Here is a 16,303-nt window from a genome sequence, read left to right as displayed (position 1 = left end):
CCCCATCACCCCATCACCCCATCATCTCACCACCTCACCTCCAACAACGGTGCAGGGAATTGCTTCACTTTTGGCAAATCGCAATTTAGTACTCGTCACTGCGGAAAATGAAATTCTCGATATTTTGACGCCCCAGCAACAGGAAAAATTGCAAAACCGGATTCTTGAGGAAATTGCTACATATTGGCGTTCTTGGCAGTCTCCTCAACTAGGAGACGAAACAAAATTATTACCTGAAATTGATCGTTTGTTGAATAAGTTGATTTCAGGTAAAAAAGAGATCACACCTGCTTTACCAGAGTCAACAGAAACAGAAAATAAAAATCAGTACCAATCTTTACCTATTATTTCCCGTGGACTACCATTACTAGACGCAGCGATCGCCCAAATAGAATCTCATGCGATCGCGATCGCATCGATATCTCGTACTAGTGGACAATTGCTCCAAGCTGTTCAAACTCAGCTAAACATTTTTCTCTACGGCAAACAGCAGCAACTCACCACTAAACAAACAGGATTAGATGCTGATTGGGAAGATCAAATCTCGAAAATTCAAGCTTTGATTTGGGGGGCAGTTCATTACTTTTTTGGAGAACGCAAGACTAAGAAATTAAAGCCAAAAACTCCAAAAAATATAGGTTCCAATCAGAAATCAAAAATTGCAAAACTACCAAAACGTCATTCTTCCCCAGCTTTGCCCAAAAGTCCTGATTTGACAAACCACAACATAGAAGATCCTTGGTTAACTATGGATGATTTGTTTGGGGATATGCAAGAGGTTACACAGGTTGTTCACGAGCAACAATTATTTGTAACAACATCTGAGTCTACAAAATCTGCTCTCCCCCCCAGTCCTTTTTTGAGGAAAACCAGACAAATTAATTCAATATCACCGCTAGCGCAGCGTGCCCAAAGGGCACAGATTAGAGACGCGGAAGCTTCCACTCCAACTTCTCTCAAAATCCAAAATTCCAAATATGTCTTCCGGGTACGCTACACGTTAGTGCAGCCCCTCCGTAAGAAGCACAAAAGTTGGAAGTTTTCTTTATCTCCTGACTCTGTGAGTTCTAAATCTAGTTCTAAATCTGAAAGTGAGACTAACAAAGGAGAAATCCTTCGCCAGCAACAAAATACCACTCAAATTGAAGCAAAGCCTGATTGGATTGAGACACAAGCTCATACAATTGGATATGATAAGCATCTTCTGGAGCAAATTCTTGAGTCGCTAGACCGCGTTATGCTTTGGCTAGAAGACATATTTGTGAAAATTGGTCTATTTTTGCGAAGGCTTTCGCGAAGAAAGTAAACTACAGGTACAGTGGGAGTCTCCAGGAGGGAAGACAGATGAAAAAATGTGAAGCAGCCAGGATGTAATGGTTCAGGAACTATTAATTATGCCCAAAGTTCTCATTAACGGAATTGATTTATTCTACGACATCCAAGGTAATAGTGAAAAAGAACCATTACTCTTAATCGCTGGATTTGATAGTGATATCTCAACTTGGTCTGCAATCATGCCATTACTCGTCGAGGAATATCAAGTTATCAGATTTGACAACCGAGGTATTGGGCAAAGTTTTGCACCGGATAGTCCCTACAGCATTAAGCAAATGGCTGTAGATGCAGCAGCACTACTCGATGAATTGGGTATCAACTTTGTTCATGTAGTAGGTCATTCGATGGGTGGACAAATTGCTCAAGAATTGACTTTAGCGCATCCGGAAAAAGTCCAAAGCTTGATATTGCTCTCATCTTGGACAAAAGGAGACAGGAAGTTTCACGCCCTCATCGAGATGTTTGGCGATTTGGCATCAAAATTAGACTCCACCATTTATCACCAAAAGATTTTATTACCTTGGATGTTTTCCGATGCGTTTTACTCAACAGAAGGGGCTATTGAACAGGTTAATGATCTCATTGAAAACAATCCTTTTCCACCATTACCTCACGGACTTTATCATCAAAGCCAAGCCATTTTAAAGAGCAATACGAGCGATCGCCTAACAAACATTTGTACGCCTACATTAGTTGTGGTTGGCAAAGATGACCTTCTGACTCCAGTTAAATTTTCGGAACAACTTGCAACTGGTATCCCAAATGCTGAATTAGTCGTCCTTGATGGTGGTCATGCTTTTGTAGTAGAGTCAGCAGGTGCTGTAGCTAAAACAGTACTCGATTTCTTAGCAAAACACAAGCAACACGCCTTACAGTCAGATCAATTAACGACTCCCACTGTTTCCTAAAATATGAAATTGAATATCTTCCTGTTTTAACCATTTGGAGATAACGCCTGACAATCACCTTGGGCCCACCAAGCGTAAATCGGAGTTTCACGATCTGGTAAATTCCCAAAAGTACCCGGCTGTAAAACAGTCACGCGTACGCCGTTTGTTAATTGCACAATATAATTAACGTGCGTTCCTAGATACATAATATTGACTAGCCGTCCTTCAAAGCAGTTCGTTTGCAAACTGGGTTTATAAAGCGAAAGCTGAATTTTTTCTGGACGTACGCTGATGACTACTGTTTGCGATATTTCAGTTGGTGTGTCTTGCTGGCGAGTCACAACAATAGAGAGTCCTTTTTTTGTCACAACTTTAACAAAAGAAGCATCCACACCTGCGATTTCACCTTCAAATAAATTGGTATCACCAATAAAATCAGCTACAAAGACTGTGCGTGGTTCTTCGTAGATTTCGCTTGGGGTGCCTATTTGCTCAATTTTGCCTTGATTCATCACCGCAATGCGATCCGACAAGGATAATGCTTCTTCCTGGTCGTGAGTCACCATAATAAAGGTCAACCCTAGCTGTTTATGTAAACTTGAGAGTTCAACCTGCATTTGTTTACGCAGTTTTAAGTCTAGCGCTCCAAGAGGTTCATCTAGTAACAAGAGTGCAGGTCGATTCACAAGTGCTCTTGCTAATGCTACCCTTTGCTGTTGACCACCAGAAAGTTGATTGGGAAAGCGCGATCGCAACCCTTCCATTTTTACCAGTTCCAGAGCTTGTTTAACTCTACTTTCAATTTCCGCTTTGCGTAATTTTTTTAATCGCAGCCCAAACGCAACATTGTCCCAAACATTTAAGTGATTAAACAAAGCATAGCTTTGAAATACTGTGTTGACAGGTCGGCGATAAGGAGGAACATCTGTCATCGAATGACCTTGAATGACCACCTTGCCAGCATCAGCTTTTTCAAACCCTGCTATTAAGCGTAGCATCGTTGTCTTGCCACACCCAGAAGGACCCAGGATACTAAAAAATTCTCCCTGTCTGATATCTAAGTATACTCCGTTTACCGCTGGCTCTTGATTAAAAAACTTGAAAACGTTATGCAGCTCAACATCCAACGACTCAAAAGTCGCCCTTTCACCCTGTTTTGTGACCAAGCTTGAGCCATAATCCACTAGCTAGCTCCTTCCTCTTCAGTTTTTTGGTGTACTCATATAGTCGATTAGGCGTACCACAAGTTACACTTTGGTTGATTCGACTCGGCAAAAAAAAATTACGAAAAATATACTGTTCTGGGTGTCCCAACGTGGAATACACCAGAAGGATTTCACTTAAGTTTATACCAAGAAAATTTATATTGGAACTGGATATTGTTCTATGTCTACATTAAAGTTACCTCCAGTCGGCAAAAAAAATCGAGAAGTCCGTACAGTTGGACGAGGTTTACAGCCTATATTTTTTATCATATTTACCTTGCTGATGTTAGCTGGGATCAATACCCGCTTAGCATATTTGCAAATCATTGAAGGACATAAATTCAAGGTACGAGCAGAAGCAAACCGAATTCGGACAATCGCTAAACAACCAGAAAGAGGTAATATTTTTGACCGTCATGGCAAACTACTCGCAACAACTCGTTATCCGCGTTCTGTATACTTGTGGCCAATGGCACACACTAAGCCATCTTGGTCAGTCGTCGGTCCGCGTCTTGAGAAGGTTCTTCAAATACCCCAACAAGAAATAGAAAAGAAATTAGAGGAGGCTGGTGCTGATGCGACTTCTCTAGTACGGATTGCTCGTGACCTCACCGAAGCGGAAATTACTGGATTGAAGGAGTATGAAACAGAATTACCAAATGTCGAAATTCATACAGAAGCTGTACGCTACTACCCACATGGCAAGGAAATGGCTCATGTACTAGGCTATACAAGAGAACTGACGCCCCAGCAGTTGAAAAAGAAGAAAAAAGAAGGCTACCGTTTGGGAGATGTGATTGGTCAGATGGGGGTGGAAAAAGCGTATGAAAATTTGTTACGAGGAGAATGGGGTGGTCAGCAAGTTGAAGTAGATGGTAAAGGTCGCCCAATTCGAGTGTTAGGAGAAAAACAAGCAAAAGCAGGTAATGATATTCACCTGACTATAGATTTGAATTTACAAAAAGCAGCCCAAAAAGCTTTGACATTACCTAGGGGTGCGATTGTCGCAATAGACCCGAATAATGGGGCTGTTTTGGCAATGGTGTCTCGTCCTAATTTTGACCCGAATATCTTCTCGAAGCAAAGACTTTCTCAGAAGGACTGGCAAAGTGTACAAGGTAGTAACTTTCCCCTCGTCAATCGTGCCCTGAGTGCCTTTCCACCTGCGAGTACTTATAAAATTATAACCACAACAGCAGGGTTGGAATCAGGTAAATTTTCTCCGAGTACAGTGCTACAAACCTACGGTTCTCTGACGATTGGGGGAGTCACCTTCGGTGAGTGGAACCACGCAGGATTCGGTCCATTAGGATTTCAAGGTGCGATCGCCATGAGTAGTGATACCTTCTTCTATCAAGTTGGTAGGAGAATAGGTGGTCCAACTTTGATTGAATGGACTCGTAAGTATGGATTTGGCAAAAAAACCGGTATTGAATTTCCGGATGAAGAATCAAAAGGTAATGTTCCAGATGACAGATGGAAGCGAAAAGTGTGGAAAATGCCTTGGACTGTAGGCGATACCATTAATATGTCAATTGGTCAAGGTGCTTTGCAAACCACACCACTCCAAGCTGCGATCATGTTCGCGGTTCCTGCTAACGGTGGTTATAGAGTGAAACCACACTTGCTCAAAGACCATGAAGAAGCAAAGAATTGGCGAGAATCCTTAAATATGAAGCCAAGTACCATCAAAGTTCTTCGCGAAGGATTGCGCAGAGTCGTCACAGATGGTACAGGAACACGATTAAAAGTAGCATCAATTCCCCCTGCATCTGGTAAGAGTGGTACTGCTGAGGCTGGTGTTGGTCGCCCTAATCATACTTGGTTTGGAGCATATGCTCCTGCTGATAAGCCAGAGATTGTCGTTGTGGCGTTTGGTGAAAATTCTGGTGGTGGTGGTGCTAGCAACTGTGGACCGATTGTCTTACAAGTCCTGGAAGAGTATTTTCAGAAGAAATATCCAGGTAAGTATAAAAAAACTGAGTCTAAAGAATTAAAAGCGAAAACTCAGAACTCAAGACGTAGAACTGGAAATTAAAACAATGAACAGTTAGCAGTTATCAGTAAACACTCAGCTGTTGATCACTGATAACTGCTAAGTGATAACTGAGTTTAGCTTTTTTCTCTGGAAAAATACTAATTAATGCAGACTACTGACAACAATCTGGTTTATTCTAGATAGGAAAAACCAAATAAAGAGTGCTGTACTATCAGGGTTGTTTTTCTGTCAATCCCAGGTAGAACTTTGGCGTAATCGTATAAGATTCATGCGATTCTCGGAATCGCTATTTTGTGATATGACGCTACTGCAACGACCTCAATTAGCCAGGAAAAAAGATGCGCGTACTGTAGGACGGGGTTTCCAGCCGTTATTCTTCATCATATTTACCTTATTGATGACAACTGGTATTGGTGCTCGTCTATTGTATTTGCAAATTGTGGAAGGCGCAAATTATCGCAAGCGAGCCGAGGCAAACCGGATTCGGATCATTCCTAAACAACCAGATAGAGGTAATATTTTTGACCGTAATGGCAAATTACTTGCGACAACTCGCTATCCACGTTCTGTTTATTTGTTACCAATGGCACACACAATGCCATCCTGGTCAGTTGTTGGTCCGCGTCTTGAGAAGCTTCTTAAAATACCTCAACACGAGATAGAAAAAAAATTAGATGATGCTGGTGCTGACGCCACTTCTCTCGTACGAATTGCTCGTGACCTCAGTGAAGCGGAAATCACTGCATTGAAAGAGTATCAAAACGAATTACCAAATGTCGAAATTAATACAGAAGCTGTACGTGACTATCCATATGGCAAGGAATTAGGTCATGTGCTGGGTTATACTAGAGAATTGACACCGCAGCAGTTGAAAAAAAAGAAACAAGAAGGCTACCGCTTGGGAGATGTGATTGGTCAAATGGGGGTAGAAAAAGCGTACGAACAGCGGTTGCGTGGTGAATGGGGTGGTCGCCAAGTTGAAGTAGATGGTAAAGGTCGTCTCATTCGAGTGTTAGGAGAAAAGCAGGCAAAAGCAGGTAATGATATTCACCTGACTATAGATTTGAATGTCCAAAAGGCAGCCCAAAAAGCTTTAACTGGACGTAACGGCGTTATTGTTGCACTCAACCCCAATAACGGTGGTGTTTTAGCAATGGTGTCTCATCCCACGTTTGACCCGAATATCTTTTCCAAGCGAACACTTTCTGAAAAAGATTGGCAAAGCGTACAAGGTGAAAACCATCCCTTACTGAATCGCGCTGTCGCCAGTGCTTTTCCACCCGCCAGTACTTTCAAAATAGTCACTGCGACAGCAGGATTGGAATCAGGCAAATTTTCTCCCGACACAGTGCTGCAAACCTACGGTTCCCTCACCGTTGGTGGAGTCACGTTTGGTGAATGGAACCACGCTGGATTTGGTCGATTGGGATTTACAGGCGCTTTAGCAATGAGTAGTGATACTTTTTTCTACCAAATTGGTAGGAAAGTCGGTGGTCCTACTCTCATTGAATGGACTCGCAAATACGGATTTGGTCAAAAAACTGGCATTGAGTTCACAACCGAAGAAACGAAAGGTCATGTTCCAGATGAAGCGTGGAAGCAGAAAATGTGGAAAATACCTTGGACTGTAGGCGATAGCATTAATATGTCTATTGGTCAAGGTGCTTTGCAAACTACACCACTACAAGTTGCTGTGATGTTCTCTGTTCCAGCGAATGGCGGTTATAAAGTTAAACCACACTTGCTCAAAGACAATGAACAAGCAAAAAGCTGGCGAGAATCCCTAAATATGAAACCAAGCACCACCAAGATTCTTCGTGAAGGACTGCGGAAGGTGATATCTGAGGGTACAGGTAAGGTCCTGAATGTATCAACAATTCCTCCAGTATCTGGTAAAAGTGGTACAGCTGAGGCGTGGAAGAGTCATCGTGTCAAAGCAAATCATGCATGGTTTGGAGCATATGCTCCTAGCGATCAGCCAGAAATTGTTGTGTTGGCATTTGCTGAACATTCTGGCGGTGGTGGCGGTAGTGTTGCTGCCCCAATGGTGTTAGAAGTGATGGAAGAATATTTTCACAACAAGTCTCCGAAGAAGTACAAGAAAACTGATACTGAAGGTTCAAAGCCAAAAACTCAGACTCTAAAAATCAGGCGACGCAATGAATCTAGAAGATGAGGAGCTCACTTTCTTATCTCCCCCCACTCTCTAACTCTTCTTGTTGCCCAATCTGAGCAGGTTTCATATTTTTGGCTTCGTAGAAAGTTTTTAAGCTATCGCGATCGCCTACAAAACGCCAGTGCCAAGGTTCATAACTCACACCTTGAGCATTATCCTTAGGAAAGGAGATCTCAAAACTGAAACGCGCTGCATTAGCTTGCAGCCATTGATAAGCCTTTGTTTTTTCAAAGTTGGTAGTTAGATTTGTTGCTGGTACTGCTCCATCCCCAATATCCACAGCATAACCTGTATGATGTTCGCTGTTACCAGGAGGAGCGCTGACAGCAGCTCGTTGCGCTGGAGTCTGATTACGTTGAGCAGCAATGCTAACAAACAACTGTTCTTGGTCTTTGATAGAGCGAAAACCGGAAATGGGTACTAATATGACACCAGCACTCCGCGCAGCTGCTGACATTTCTTGAAACTTTTGCGCTGCGGCTTTTCGCATTCTGATGCGCCGATTATTAGAAATCGGCTCTAGTTCTGATTCCGGGGCTTCTGAGTAAGGAAAATGACCTAAAACTGTCTTATCTTTTGAGGTAGCTGAATTCCCTGATTTTGATTGAGTTGCAGAAGTTGAACTAGCGGGGGAAGACTGAGAATCCTTTGTCTTTTTAGGTGTGACAACAAAAAACAAAAAACCGCTCACAACGGCTATCAACACAACTCCTACCACTCCCCCAATGATGAAAATCAACGGGCGAATACTAACCTTGGGTGCTGCATCAGGAGTATCACGCAAAGCTTCCGGAATATCTTCACCGGAAGTAGATTGTCTGTTTTGCGGTTTCTCAGAAAACCCAGCTTTATCCAAAGCTCAACTCCTGCGTTTGTTCAGTATCCATAACACATTTTGACACTTATTTTGACTCTAAAAATGAACGCAAGCGAAATTTTTAGCCGCAATGCCCAGTTTTAGTTGTTTACATCTCATTTATTTTACCCGTACAGAAAAATAGTTATAAAATCGTTGTAAACTTACTGTTAATCCGGCGACTGGCAACTGAAATGTCATCGCTTTGTGGCAATTGGTGTGACCAGGCATACTTTTTGCTAGACAGGCATTGATGCAGTTTGCCGTCGCATTGGGCTTTGTGTTTCAAAGGCTGTGAAATTTTGCATCTACACCTAATGGTTTCATTTTGACAAACCTTGTAGAACTTTATCTCAAGTTAGTGTTCTTTGTCCTGATAGGATACACTATAGGACGCAGGCTGTCTACTACGGTTCCTACCCGTTTAGGACAGTTCCTTTATTGGGTGGGAGTGCCGATAGGTGTTGTCGTTTTCTTACGTAAAGCAGACTTATCAGGACAGATTTGGATTGCACCAGCGATCGCCTACTTAGCTATTTTACTAGGAGCACTTTTCGCTTGGATAGCAATTAAAGGACAGGCTTATCTCACAAATACAGCTCCCCACAAATCGACTCAAGGAAGTTTTATTTTAGCGGCAATGGTCGGTAACACAGGATATCTTGGCTATCCTATCATCCTGTCAATAGTTGGTACACAATACTTTGCTTGGGCACTCTTTTATGATTTACTAGGGACAACATTGGGGGCTTATGGACTTGGTGTTGCCTTGGCTGCTCGTTTTGGTGGTGGTGTTCATAGTCATTTACAGGTTATTAAAGCAATTATTATTAATCCGGCTCTATGGAGTTTTGGTTTTGGCTTACTATTTCGGGAGGTCAAAATCCCTGCACCAGTTGAATTTTGGCTAGAGTTAGTTGCTTGGAGTTGTGTTGCTTTATCTTTGATACTTATTGGAATGCGACTGGGCAAACTGACTTCGTGGCATAGTTTACCAAGGGCAAGCGTCAGCATCGGAATTAAAATGCTACTTGTCCCTCTTATTTTAGGTAGCATCTTACCACTTTTTGGTTTAACTGGGACAACAGCAAGGGCGATTGTTTTGCAAATGGCTATGCCTCCAGCTTTTGCAACGCTGGTGATTGCCGAAACTTTTCATCTTGACCGCGACCTTGCAGTGACTGCGTTGGCTATCGGTTCTATGGTCTTGCTCGTGACTCTGCCAATTTGGTTATGGCTGTTTTGATCTTAGGTCTTTTGCATCATTCGTCGCACAACCTCTCAAATAACTATAGGTGTGTGCAACATTACTAAGCATAAATTCGTCAATGAATGTGCTGTGTTTCCTGATCTAGGTAAACTAAAGTTGATGTTAGCCTAGTAGTCCACCACACCAACAATGCTTGGTTGATCAACTCTCAAATTCATCTTCTTTTCCTCTTACTTTGTGCTCTACCCTGCGGGAAGCCACTTCGTGTCTATGTGCCTTTGTGGTTTTTTATTTACCCCTCAAAATTCCCTTGGTAGAGTACTAGGTAGCGTAGTTTTCTTGCATTCACCAGTCGCAACTAAAAGTGCTTGTCATTATGCGTCAGCTTCTCGGTACTCTTTCAGCAGTGGCACTACTGCTATTTATTCCTAACATAATCCATGCTCAAGAAAAACCCAGCACTGAAAAAACATCCAACTCAATTGCACGAGTAGTTGCTGCCAAAGTGATGACCAACTACCCAGATGGACAGTTCTATCCAGAACGTTTGCTCAGTCGGGCAGAATTAGCGTCTATTCTGGTGAAAGGCTTTCAACTGGATAAACGACAAGCTGTCACCAAAGAGAATGTCAAAGTGACAGATGTTCCTCCTTCCAATCCAGCGTTTAATGATATTCAGATAGTCTTAAAAACTGATATTATGAAAGGCTATCGCGGGAATCTGTTTTTCCCAAATCAAAGAATAACTAGGGCTGAAGCTTTAGCGATTTTTGCTCAAGCATATGGAGTTTTCCAGTTTCCAGATGAAACTGTCAATGAAATTCTTTCTCAATATCCAGATGCAGCATCTATTCCTGCTTGGGCAAAGAAGGCGATCGCCACAGCAGCAAGTGAAGGATTTGTCAATACAGATACACAAGGCAATCTTTCACCCTCACAACCGATGACGCGTGGGGACATGGCTTACGTATTGAGTAAATATTTGCAAAGACAACAGCCACAACCGGAAACGCCAGAAATCCCTGGTGGTAATAATAATCCAGAATCTTCTCGCTGAAGCGAGCACATACATTATTTGAAGTACTCTCAGCATTTACGTAAAACTTTGTAAATGGAAAAGTTCTGATTTTCCTTCCAAACTATTGCCGTACCTCAACTTCAGTCTAGGCAAATAAATGCTAGACAGTATGAGGTACTGCTTCACCTGAGCGTGGGAAAATCAAAAATACGAAAAAGTAGAGAGGAAAACACTACAATATGCACTTGAGCGAGATTACCCATCCTAACCAGTTGCATGGTTTATCAATTAGACAACTGCAACAGATTGCCCATCAGATTCGAGACAAACATCTCCAAACTGTAGCAGCGACTGGTGGACACCTGGGACCAGGATTGGGTGTTGTAGAGTTGACGCTGGGACTTTACCAAACGCTAGACTTAGATCGTGATAAAGTTATTTGGGATGTAGGACACCAAGCATATCCTCACAAACTGATTACAGGGCGATACAATCGCTTTGATACTTTACGACAAAAGGATGGAATCGCTGGTTATCTCAAGCGCTGTGAAAGCAAGTTTGACCACTTTGGTGCAGGACACGCTTCTACCAGTATTTCTGCAGCATTGGGTATGGCTTTAGCACGGGATTTTAAAGGCGAAAAATTCAAAGTTGCCGCTATTATCGGTGATGGTGCATTAACTGGCGGTATGGCATTAGAAGCCATCAACCATGCTGGACACATGCCCAAAACCAACCTGCTTGTTGTCCTCAACGACAATGAGATGTCTATATCTCCTAACGTCGGCGCAATACCCCGCTATTTGAACAAAATGCGCCTCAGTCCTCCGATGCAGTTTCTCACCGACAACTTTGAAGAACAGTTCAAGCAAATTCCTTTTGTTGGTGAATCTCTTTCTCCTGAACTAGGACGCATCAAAGAAGGAATGAAGCGCCTAGCTGTCCCCAAAGTCGGCGCAGTGTTTGAAGAACTCGGCTTTACCTACATGGGACCTGTGGACGGGCATAATTTAGAGGAATTGATTGCGACTTTCCAACAAGCACATCAAATCCCAGGACCAGTTTTGGTACACGTCGCAACAGTCAAGGGCAAAGGCTATGAAATTGCTGAACAAGACAAAGTTGGCTACCACGCCCAAAACCCTTTCAACCTTTCCACTGGTAAAGCCGTTCCCTCTAGCAAACCCAAACCCCCTGCTTACTCTAAAGTATTTGCCCATACCTTAGTCAAACTCGCTGAACAAAACCCCAAAATTCTTGGTATCACTGCCGCAATGGCAACAGGGACAGGGTTAGACAAACTACAAGCTAAGCTACCCAATCAATATATTGATGTCGGTATTGCCGAACAACACGCCGTCACCCTTGCTGCGGGACTCGCAACTGACGGAATGCGTCCTGTTGTCGCTATCTACTCCACCTTCTTGCAACGCGCCTACGACCAAATCATTCACGATGTCTGTATCCAAAATCTGCCAGTGTTCTTCTGTCTAGATCGGGCAGGAATTGTTGGTGCTGACGGTCCCACTCACCAAGGAATGTACGACATTGCCTATCTCCGTTGCATCCCCAACATGGTACTCATGGCACCCAAAGATGAAGCAGAACTGCAACGAATGGTCGTCACTGGTGTGAATCATACCACAGGACCAATTGCCATGCGCTTCCCTCGCGGTAACGGTTACGGCGTTCCTCTTATGGAAGAAGGTTGGGAAGCTTTAGAAATCGGCAAAGCGGAAATTCTCCGGAACGGCGACGATGTGTTGATACTAGGTTATGGTACAATGGTAAGCCCAGCACTGCAAGCTGCGGAGATTCTTTCAGAACATGGCATTGAAGCCACTGTGATTAATGCCCGTTTTGCTAAGCCTCTAGATACCGAATTAATTTTCCCATTAGCTCAAAAAATTGGGCGCGTAGTTACCTTGGAAGAAGGTTGTGTGATGGGGGGCTTCGGTTCAGCAGTCGCAGAAGCGCTGTTAGATGCTGACATTGTTGTTCCTGTTAAACGCATTGGTGTGCCAGATGCTTTAGTGGAACATGCCGAACCAAATCAATCTAAAGCAGAAATTGGTTTGACGAGTCCTCAGATAGCTCAAACGGTATTGCAAGCTTTCTTTAAGAGAGAGTTTTCTGCTGTCGGTTAAATGACTTGCTTTGAATTGACATCCTCTAGGGTGGAAGGATGTCAATTCAAAGCTCCAAACTCAATGGTAAATTTTTTAGGAACGGCATTGTGAAACTGATCAACCTCTCAACATTTGAAATTGTGGGAAACATCTGCCTCAAGTCAACGTCTAACATTAACTAGAGAGATCAAGCAATTGACAACTCAAAATTAAGGAGTATCTACAGCTCAAATAACCGAAAACCTGCACACTTGAGTTGCGGCAAAATTCTTTGTCAAGTTTGGTGGGTAAACAAAGCAAAAGATTTTAAACCCCCTGCTGGAAACCGTGATTTGCACATCTACTGTCAGTATTCTCCTAAAAGAGAACAAGATTTCGGTAAGATAAAAGAGCTATCTTTTCTGCGTTGCAGACACTGAAAGCTTCTCATACCCAAAGGAGATCTCTAAACATGCTGACTTTAAAAATCGTTGTTTATATAGTTGTTGCCTTCTTTGTCTCTCTGTTCGTCTTTGGATTTTTGTCGAATGACCCTGCTCGTAACCCCGGTCGTCAGGATCTCGAGTAAAAGCACGACAAATCCTCTTCGACTACCGGAAGGCGGACTACATTATACGCCAAAGGACACTTAGCTCAAATTGGGAAACCCTTTCGCCTCGTTTGCTAAAGAGATATTCTACCGAGCTTACGTTCATCACAACAGTGTCCTCCGGGGCGGCTTGCCTAAATTTTTATCTAGCTTAATCTAGATCAAAGGCAAAAGCCGGAAGGCATAATGTGTCATGTCCTTCCGGCAACTTCTTGGCTGTTTGTTAGCTTGATTCCTGCTAGAGTATGCCTCATCCAGTTCCGCCGCCCGAACCGCCTCCTATTCTCAAATCTCTACAATCAGCAAATTCCGTGTCAGTTGTGACGACTGACACCAAAGCACTGGGGAAAGAGAAATTTGAGGTACAACGGCAAACAACTCCACTCCAAACTGCCGCGCCAAAGCCAACTGATAATCATTTATCAGTCGCTAAGACTTTAGCTGCACCAAGTGAGCCGGAAACTTTCTCACCTGAATTTTCTCCCATCACTGCTTCTAAAAGTGCAGCTTCATTGGGTCAGGAGCTTTCGATTGGTTATCCGCTACAGCAGCCCGAAACCTCTCATCCCTCAAATGGTAGCAGCACAAATGCACCAACTCAAACATTCATTGCTGGAGAACCAGTTGCTCAAACAGTCACCAAGCTAGAAAAGTTATCTCAGAAGGTAACACAACGCGGCCTTAAGACAGCCCAAACACCAAATCAGGGTGACGCCTCGACTGAAAAATCACCGAATGAGCAACCAGTACAGATAGAATTCAAAATTCGCAACCAAACAACACAACAGTCCACTCCTGTCCCAAATTCCCAAAATCAACCGGCACCGACAGGACAGCCCCATAGCACAACTGATAAAAAAAGTCAACCATCTGGCACAACTCCACCTTCTAACACACCGACCGCCAGAGAAAGAATTGTGGAAGTCACTTCTGATAAGCAGGAATATGACGAGCAGCGGCGGATTGTTACGGCTGAGGGTAATGTGGTTGTACGGTTTGATGGGGCAGTTATAGATGCCGATCGCCTGCAAGTTAGTTTAGATAACTTAATTGCAGTCGGAGACGGAAATGTTGTCCTCACACGAGGCGACCAAATCCTGCGTGGTCAGCGCTTTACTTATAATATTGTCCAAGATAGTGGAGAAATGACAAACGGTAGAGGTGATATTTTTCTACCAACAGCAGGGCAAGATTTCTCTTTCCTACCCACCGATGTCACAGCCGGAGGAGCACCAACACGCCCTCTGAGTGAGCGTATTACAGAAAATCAACCCCTGCAAGCGAGCAGTCCTGGAGGACTTAATATTAACCTCGGTGGTACAGGAAATGCGAGTAACTTACCTGTGCCAAAACAAGGGGGTCAAGTCAGACGAGTGCGTTTTGAAGCTGGAAAAATTGATTTTTACCCCAGGGGTTGGCAAGCAAGAGATGTCCGCCTAACCAACGACCCCTTTTCACCCCCAGAGTTAGTCTTAAGGGCAGATAAAGTCACCCTGACACGCGAGACACCTTTACGCGATCGCATTAAGACACAGCGACAACGTTTAGTTTTTGGTCAAGGACCATCTGTACCCATTCCCAAAGATGAACAGGTCATTGACCGTAATAAGCGAGATGTCACCCCTGGAATCGCATCTATTGGCTTTGATGGAGATCAACGAGGAGGCTTGTTTGTTGAACGTAGCTTTCAACCCATCAATAGAGAAGGTTTCAGCTTAAGTGTCGCCCCTCAGTTTTTTGTTCAAAAAGCAATAAAAGGCGACAGTGGTAATGTTTCATCGCTGTTTGGTTTGAAGTCAAGACTAAGAGCGACTTTGAGTCCACGAACGACAGTTGATGGTTCTGGATTGTTAACGAGTCTAGACTTGAACGACATAGAAGACAACCTGCGAGCGAGTTTGCGGTTGCGCCAGTTAGTAGGTGAGCAAAATCCCCATACGCTCGCATTGGAATATAGTTACCGCGATCGCCTTTACAATGGTACCCTCGGCTTTCAAACCGTCCAAAGTAGTCTTGGCGGTGTGATCTTTTCTCCTGTCATTCCTTTGGGCAACAGCGGTATCAATTTGAGCTATCAAGGTGGTGCTCAGTTGATTGAAGCCAACACAGATCGCCAAGACTTGCTCAAACCAGATCGCGAGAACGACCGCATTTCACTAAGTCGCCTACAAGCCAGTGCAGCTCTCAATGGAGGCATTTTCCTCTGGCAAGGAAAAGGATTAGCACCGACAGCCACTGAAGGATTACGATATACAGCAAACCCAGTTGTTCCCTTTGTGCGAGCTTTTGGTGGACTCACTGGCACAACAAGTTATTACAGCAGTGGTGACAGCCAAAACACCATAACTGGTACCGTTGGTTTAGAAGGGCAGTTCGGTCATTTCTCTCGACCCTTTTTTGACTATACCGGATTTAAAGTCAGTTACTCCCAAGGTTTAAATACTGGTTTATCGCCTTTCTTGTTCGACCGTCAGGTTGATAACAGAGTATTGAGTGGTGAAATTGTACAGCAAATTTACGGTCCGTTTCGGGTTGGCTTTCAAACATCAGTCAACTTAGATACTGGTGAACGTAGTAGTACTGACTACATCGTGGAATATAGTCGCCGTACTTATGGAATCACTTTGCGTTACAATCCAGTGCAAGAATTAGGTGGTATAAGTTTCCGCATTAGTGATTTTAATTGGAGTGGTGGTACTGATCCATTTTCTGACCCTTCTGAAGTGAAGCCAGTTGTTGGTGGTGTCAAACGGGAGTAGTAGAGGGGAAGAAGTCCGGGGTTAGAAACTCTTTGTCAAAGTCAATTTTTTTAAAGAACCGCTCCAGGCGCAGAGGAGCCAGTGCGTTGCTGCGCCAGCGCCGGAGGTAGTCGCCCCCCAACCCCAAAGGGGACCCC

At 43.6% G+C, this 16,303-nt stretch carries 11 protein-coding genes; 9 read left to right on the top strand and 2 right to left on the bottom strand.

Annotated elements, in window-relative coordinates; genetic code table 11:
* Together DP117_RS28095 and DP117_RS28090 are read left to right on the top strand one after the other, a co-directional pair.
* Positions 1–1,306: hypothetical protein (locus DP117_RS28095; RefSeq protein WP_169221494.1), on the top strand; the 1,306-nt coding region annotated here is incomplete at its 5' end.
* 88 nt (positions 1,307–1,394) lie between these two features.
* A complete protein-coding gene (locus DP117_RS28090) occupies positions 1,395–2,243 on the top strand; it encodes an alpha/beta hydrolase (RefSeq protein ID WP_169221496.1) in 849 nt (282 codons plus the stop codon).
* Between the two features lie 26 nt (positions 2,244–2,269).
* Here the strand turns inward: DP117_RS28090 and DP117_RS28085 are convergent, their stop codons facing one another.
* A complete protein-coding gene (locus DP117_RS28085; RefSeq protein WP_339381028.1) occupies positions 2,270–3,409 on the bottom strand; it encodes an ABC transporter ATP-binding protein in 1,140 nt (379 codons plus the stop codon).
* Positions 3,410–3,611: 202 nt separating this feature from the next.
* Here DP117_RS28085 and mrdA (DP117_RS28080) point away from each other — a divergent pair, with 202 nt between their 5' ends.
* Both mrdA (DP117_RS28080) and mrdA (DP117_RS28075) read left to right on the top strand, forming a co-directional pair.
* Positions 3,612–5,468, top strand: a complete 1,857-nt coding sequence (gene mrdA / locus DP117_RS28080; protein WP_169221493.1) for a penicillin-binding protein 2 — start codon at positions 3,612–3,614, stop codon at positions 5,466–5,468.
* Between the two features lie 259 nt (positions 5,469–5,727).
* Positions 5,728–7,605 carry a penicillin-binding protein 2 gene (mrdA, locus tag DP117_RS28075; RefSeq protein ID WP_169221492.1) on the top strand — a complete coding sequence of 626 codons (1,878 nt, stop codon included), beginning with the start codon at positions 5,728–5,730 and terminating at the stop codon, positions 7,603–7,605.
* 13 nt (positions 7,606–7,618) lie between these two features.
* On the opposite strand, the gene DP117_RS28070 is transcribed toward mrdA (DP117_RS28075), so the two are convergent.
* Entirely contained in the window at positions 7,619–8,461 is an 843-nt protein-coding gene (locus tag DP117_RS28070; RefSeq protein WP_169221491.1) for a M15 family metallopeptidase, read from the bottom strand.
* Positions 8,462–8,789: 328 nt separating this feature from the next.
* Between DP117_RS28070 and DP117_RS28065 the strand changes: the two genes are divergently transcribed.
* From DP117_RS28065 to DP117_RS28045, 5 genes are all read left to right on the top strand, one after another.
* Positions 8,790–9,707 carry an AEC family transporter gene (locus DP117_RS28065; RefSeq protein WP_169221490.1) on the top strand — a complete coding sequence of 306 codons (918 nt, stop codon included), beginning with the start codon at positions 8,790–8,792 and terminating at the stop codon, positions 9,705–9,707.
* A 340-nt stretch (positions 9,708–10,047) separates the two neighbouring features.
* Entirely contained in the window at positions 10,048–10,728 is a 681-nt protein-coding gene (locus tag DP117_RS28060; RefSeq protein ID WP_169221489.1) for an S-layer homology domain-containing protein, read from the top strand.
* A gap of 200 nt (positions 10,729–10,928) precedes the next feature.
* Positions 10,929–12,836: a 1-deoxy-D-xylulose-5-phosphate synthase gene (dxs, locus tag DP117_RS28055; RefSeq protein WP_169221488.1), complete on the top strand. Its 1,908-nt coding sequence runs from the start codon at positions 10,929–10,931 to the stop codon at positions 12,834–12,836.
* A 433-nt stretch (positions 12,837–13,269) separates the two neighbouring features.
* Positions 13,270–13,386: a photosystem II reaction center protein I gene (locus tag DP117_RS28050; protein WP_169221487.1), complete on the top strand. Its 117-nt coding sequence runs from the start codon at positions 13,270–13,272 to the stop codon at positions 13,384–13,386.
* 266 nt (positions 13,387–13,652) lie between these two features.
* Entirely contained in the window at positions 13,653–16,166 is a 2,514-nt protein-coding gene (locus DP117_RS28045) for a DUF3769 domain-containing protein (protein ID WP_169221486.1), read from the top strand.
* Positions 16,167–16,303 lie beyond the last annotated feature (137 nt).

The organism is Brasilonema sp. UFV-L1, from assembly GCF_012912105.1.
Classification (GTDB): Bacteria; Cyanobacteriota; Cyanobacteriia; order Cyanobacteriales; family Nostocaceae; genus Brasilonema.
This window is presented reverse-complemented; position numbering and strand designations above follow the sequence as displayed.

Coding starts and splice junctions, on each gene's coding strand:
- DP117_RS28090 (WP_169221496.1), top strand. CDS start 1,395: ATGCCCAAAGTTCTCATTAACGGAATTGATTTATTCTACGACATCCAA.
- mrdA (WP_169221493.1), top strand. CDS start 3,612: ATGTCTACATTAAAGTTACCTCCAGTCGGCAAAAAAAATCGAGAAGTC.
- mrdA (WP_169221492.1), top strand. CDS start 5,728: ATGACGCTACTGCAACGACCTCAATTAGCCAGGAAAAAAGATGCGCGT.
- DP117_RS28060 (WP_169221489.1), top strand. CDS start 10,048: ATGCGTCAGCTTCTCGGTACTCTTTCAGCAGTGGCACTACTGCTATTT.
- dxs (WP_169221488.1), top strand. CDS start 10,929: ATGCACTTGAGCGAGATTACCCATCCTAACCAGTTGCATGGTTTATCA.
- DP117_RS28050 (WP_169221487.1), top strand. CDS start 13,270: ATGCTGACTTTAAAAATCGTTGTTTATATAGTTGTTGCCTTCTTTGTC.
- DP117_RS28045 (WP_169221486.1), top strand. CDS start 13,653: ATGCCTCATCCAGTTCCGCCGCCCGAACCGCCTCCTATTCTCAAATCT.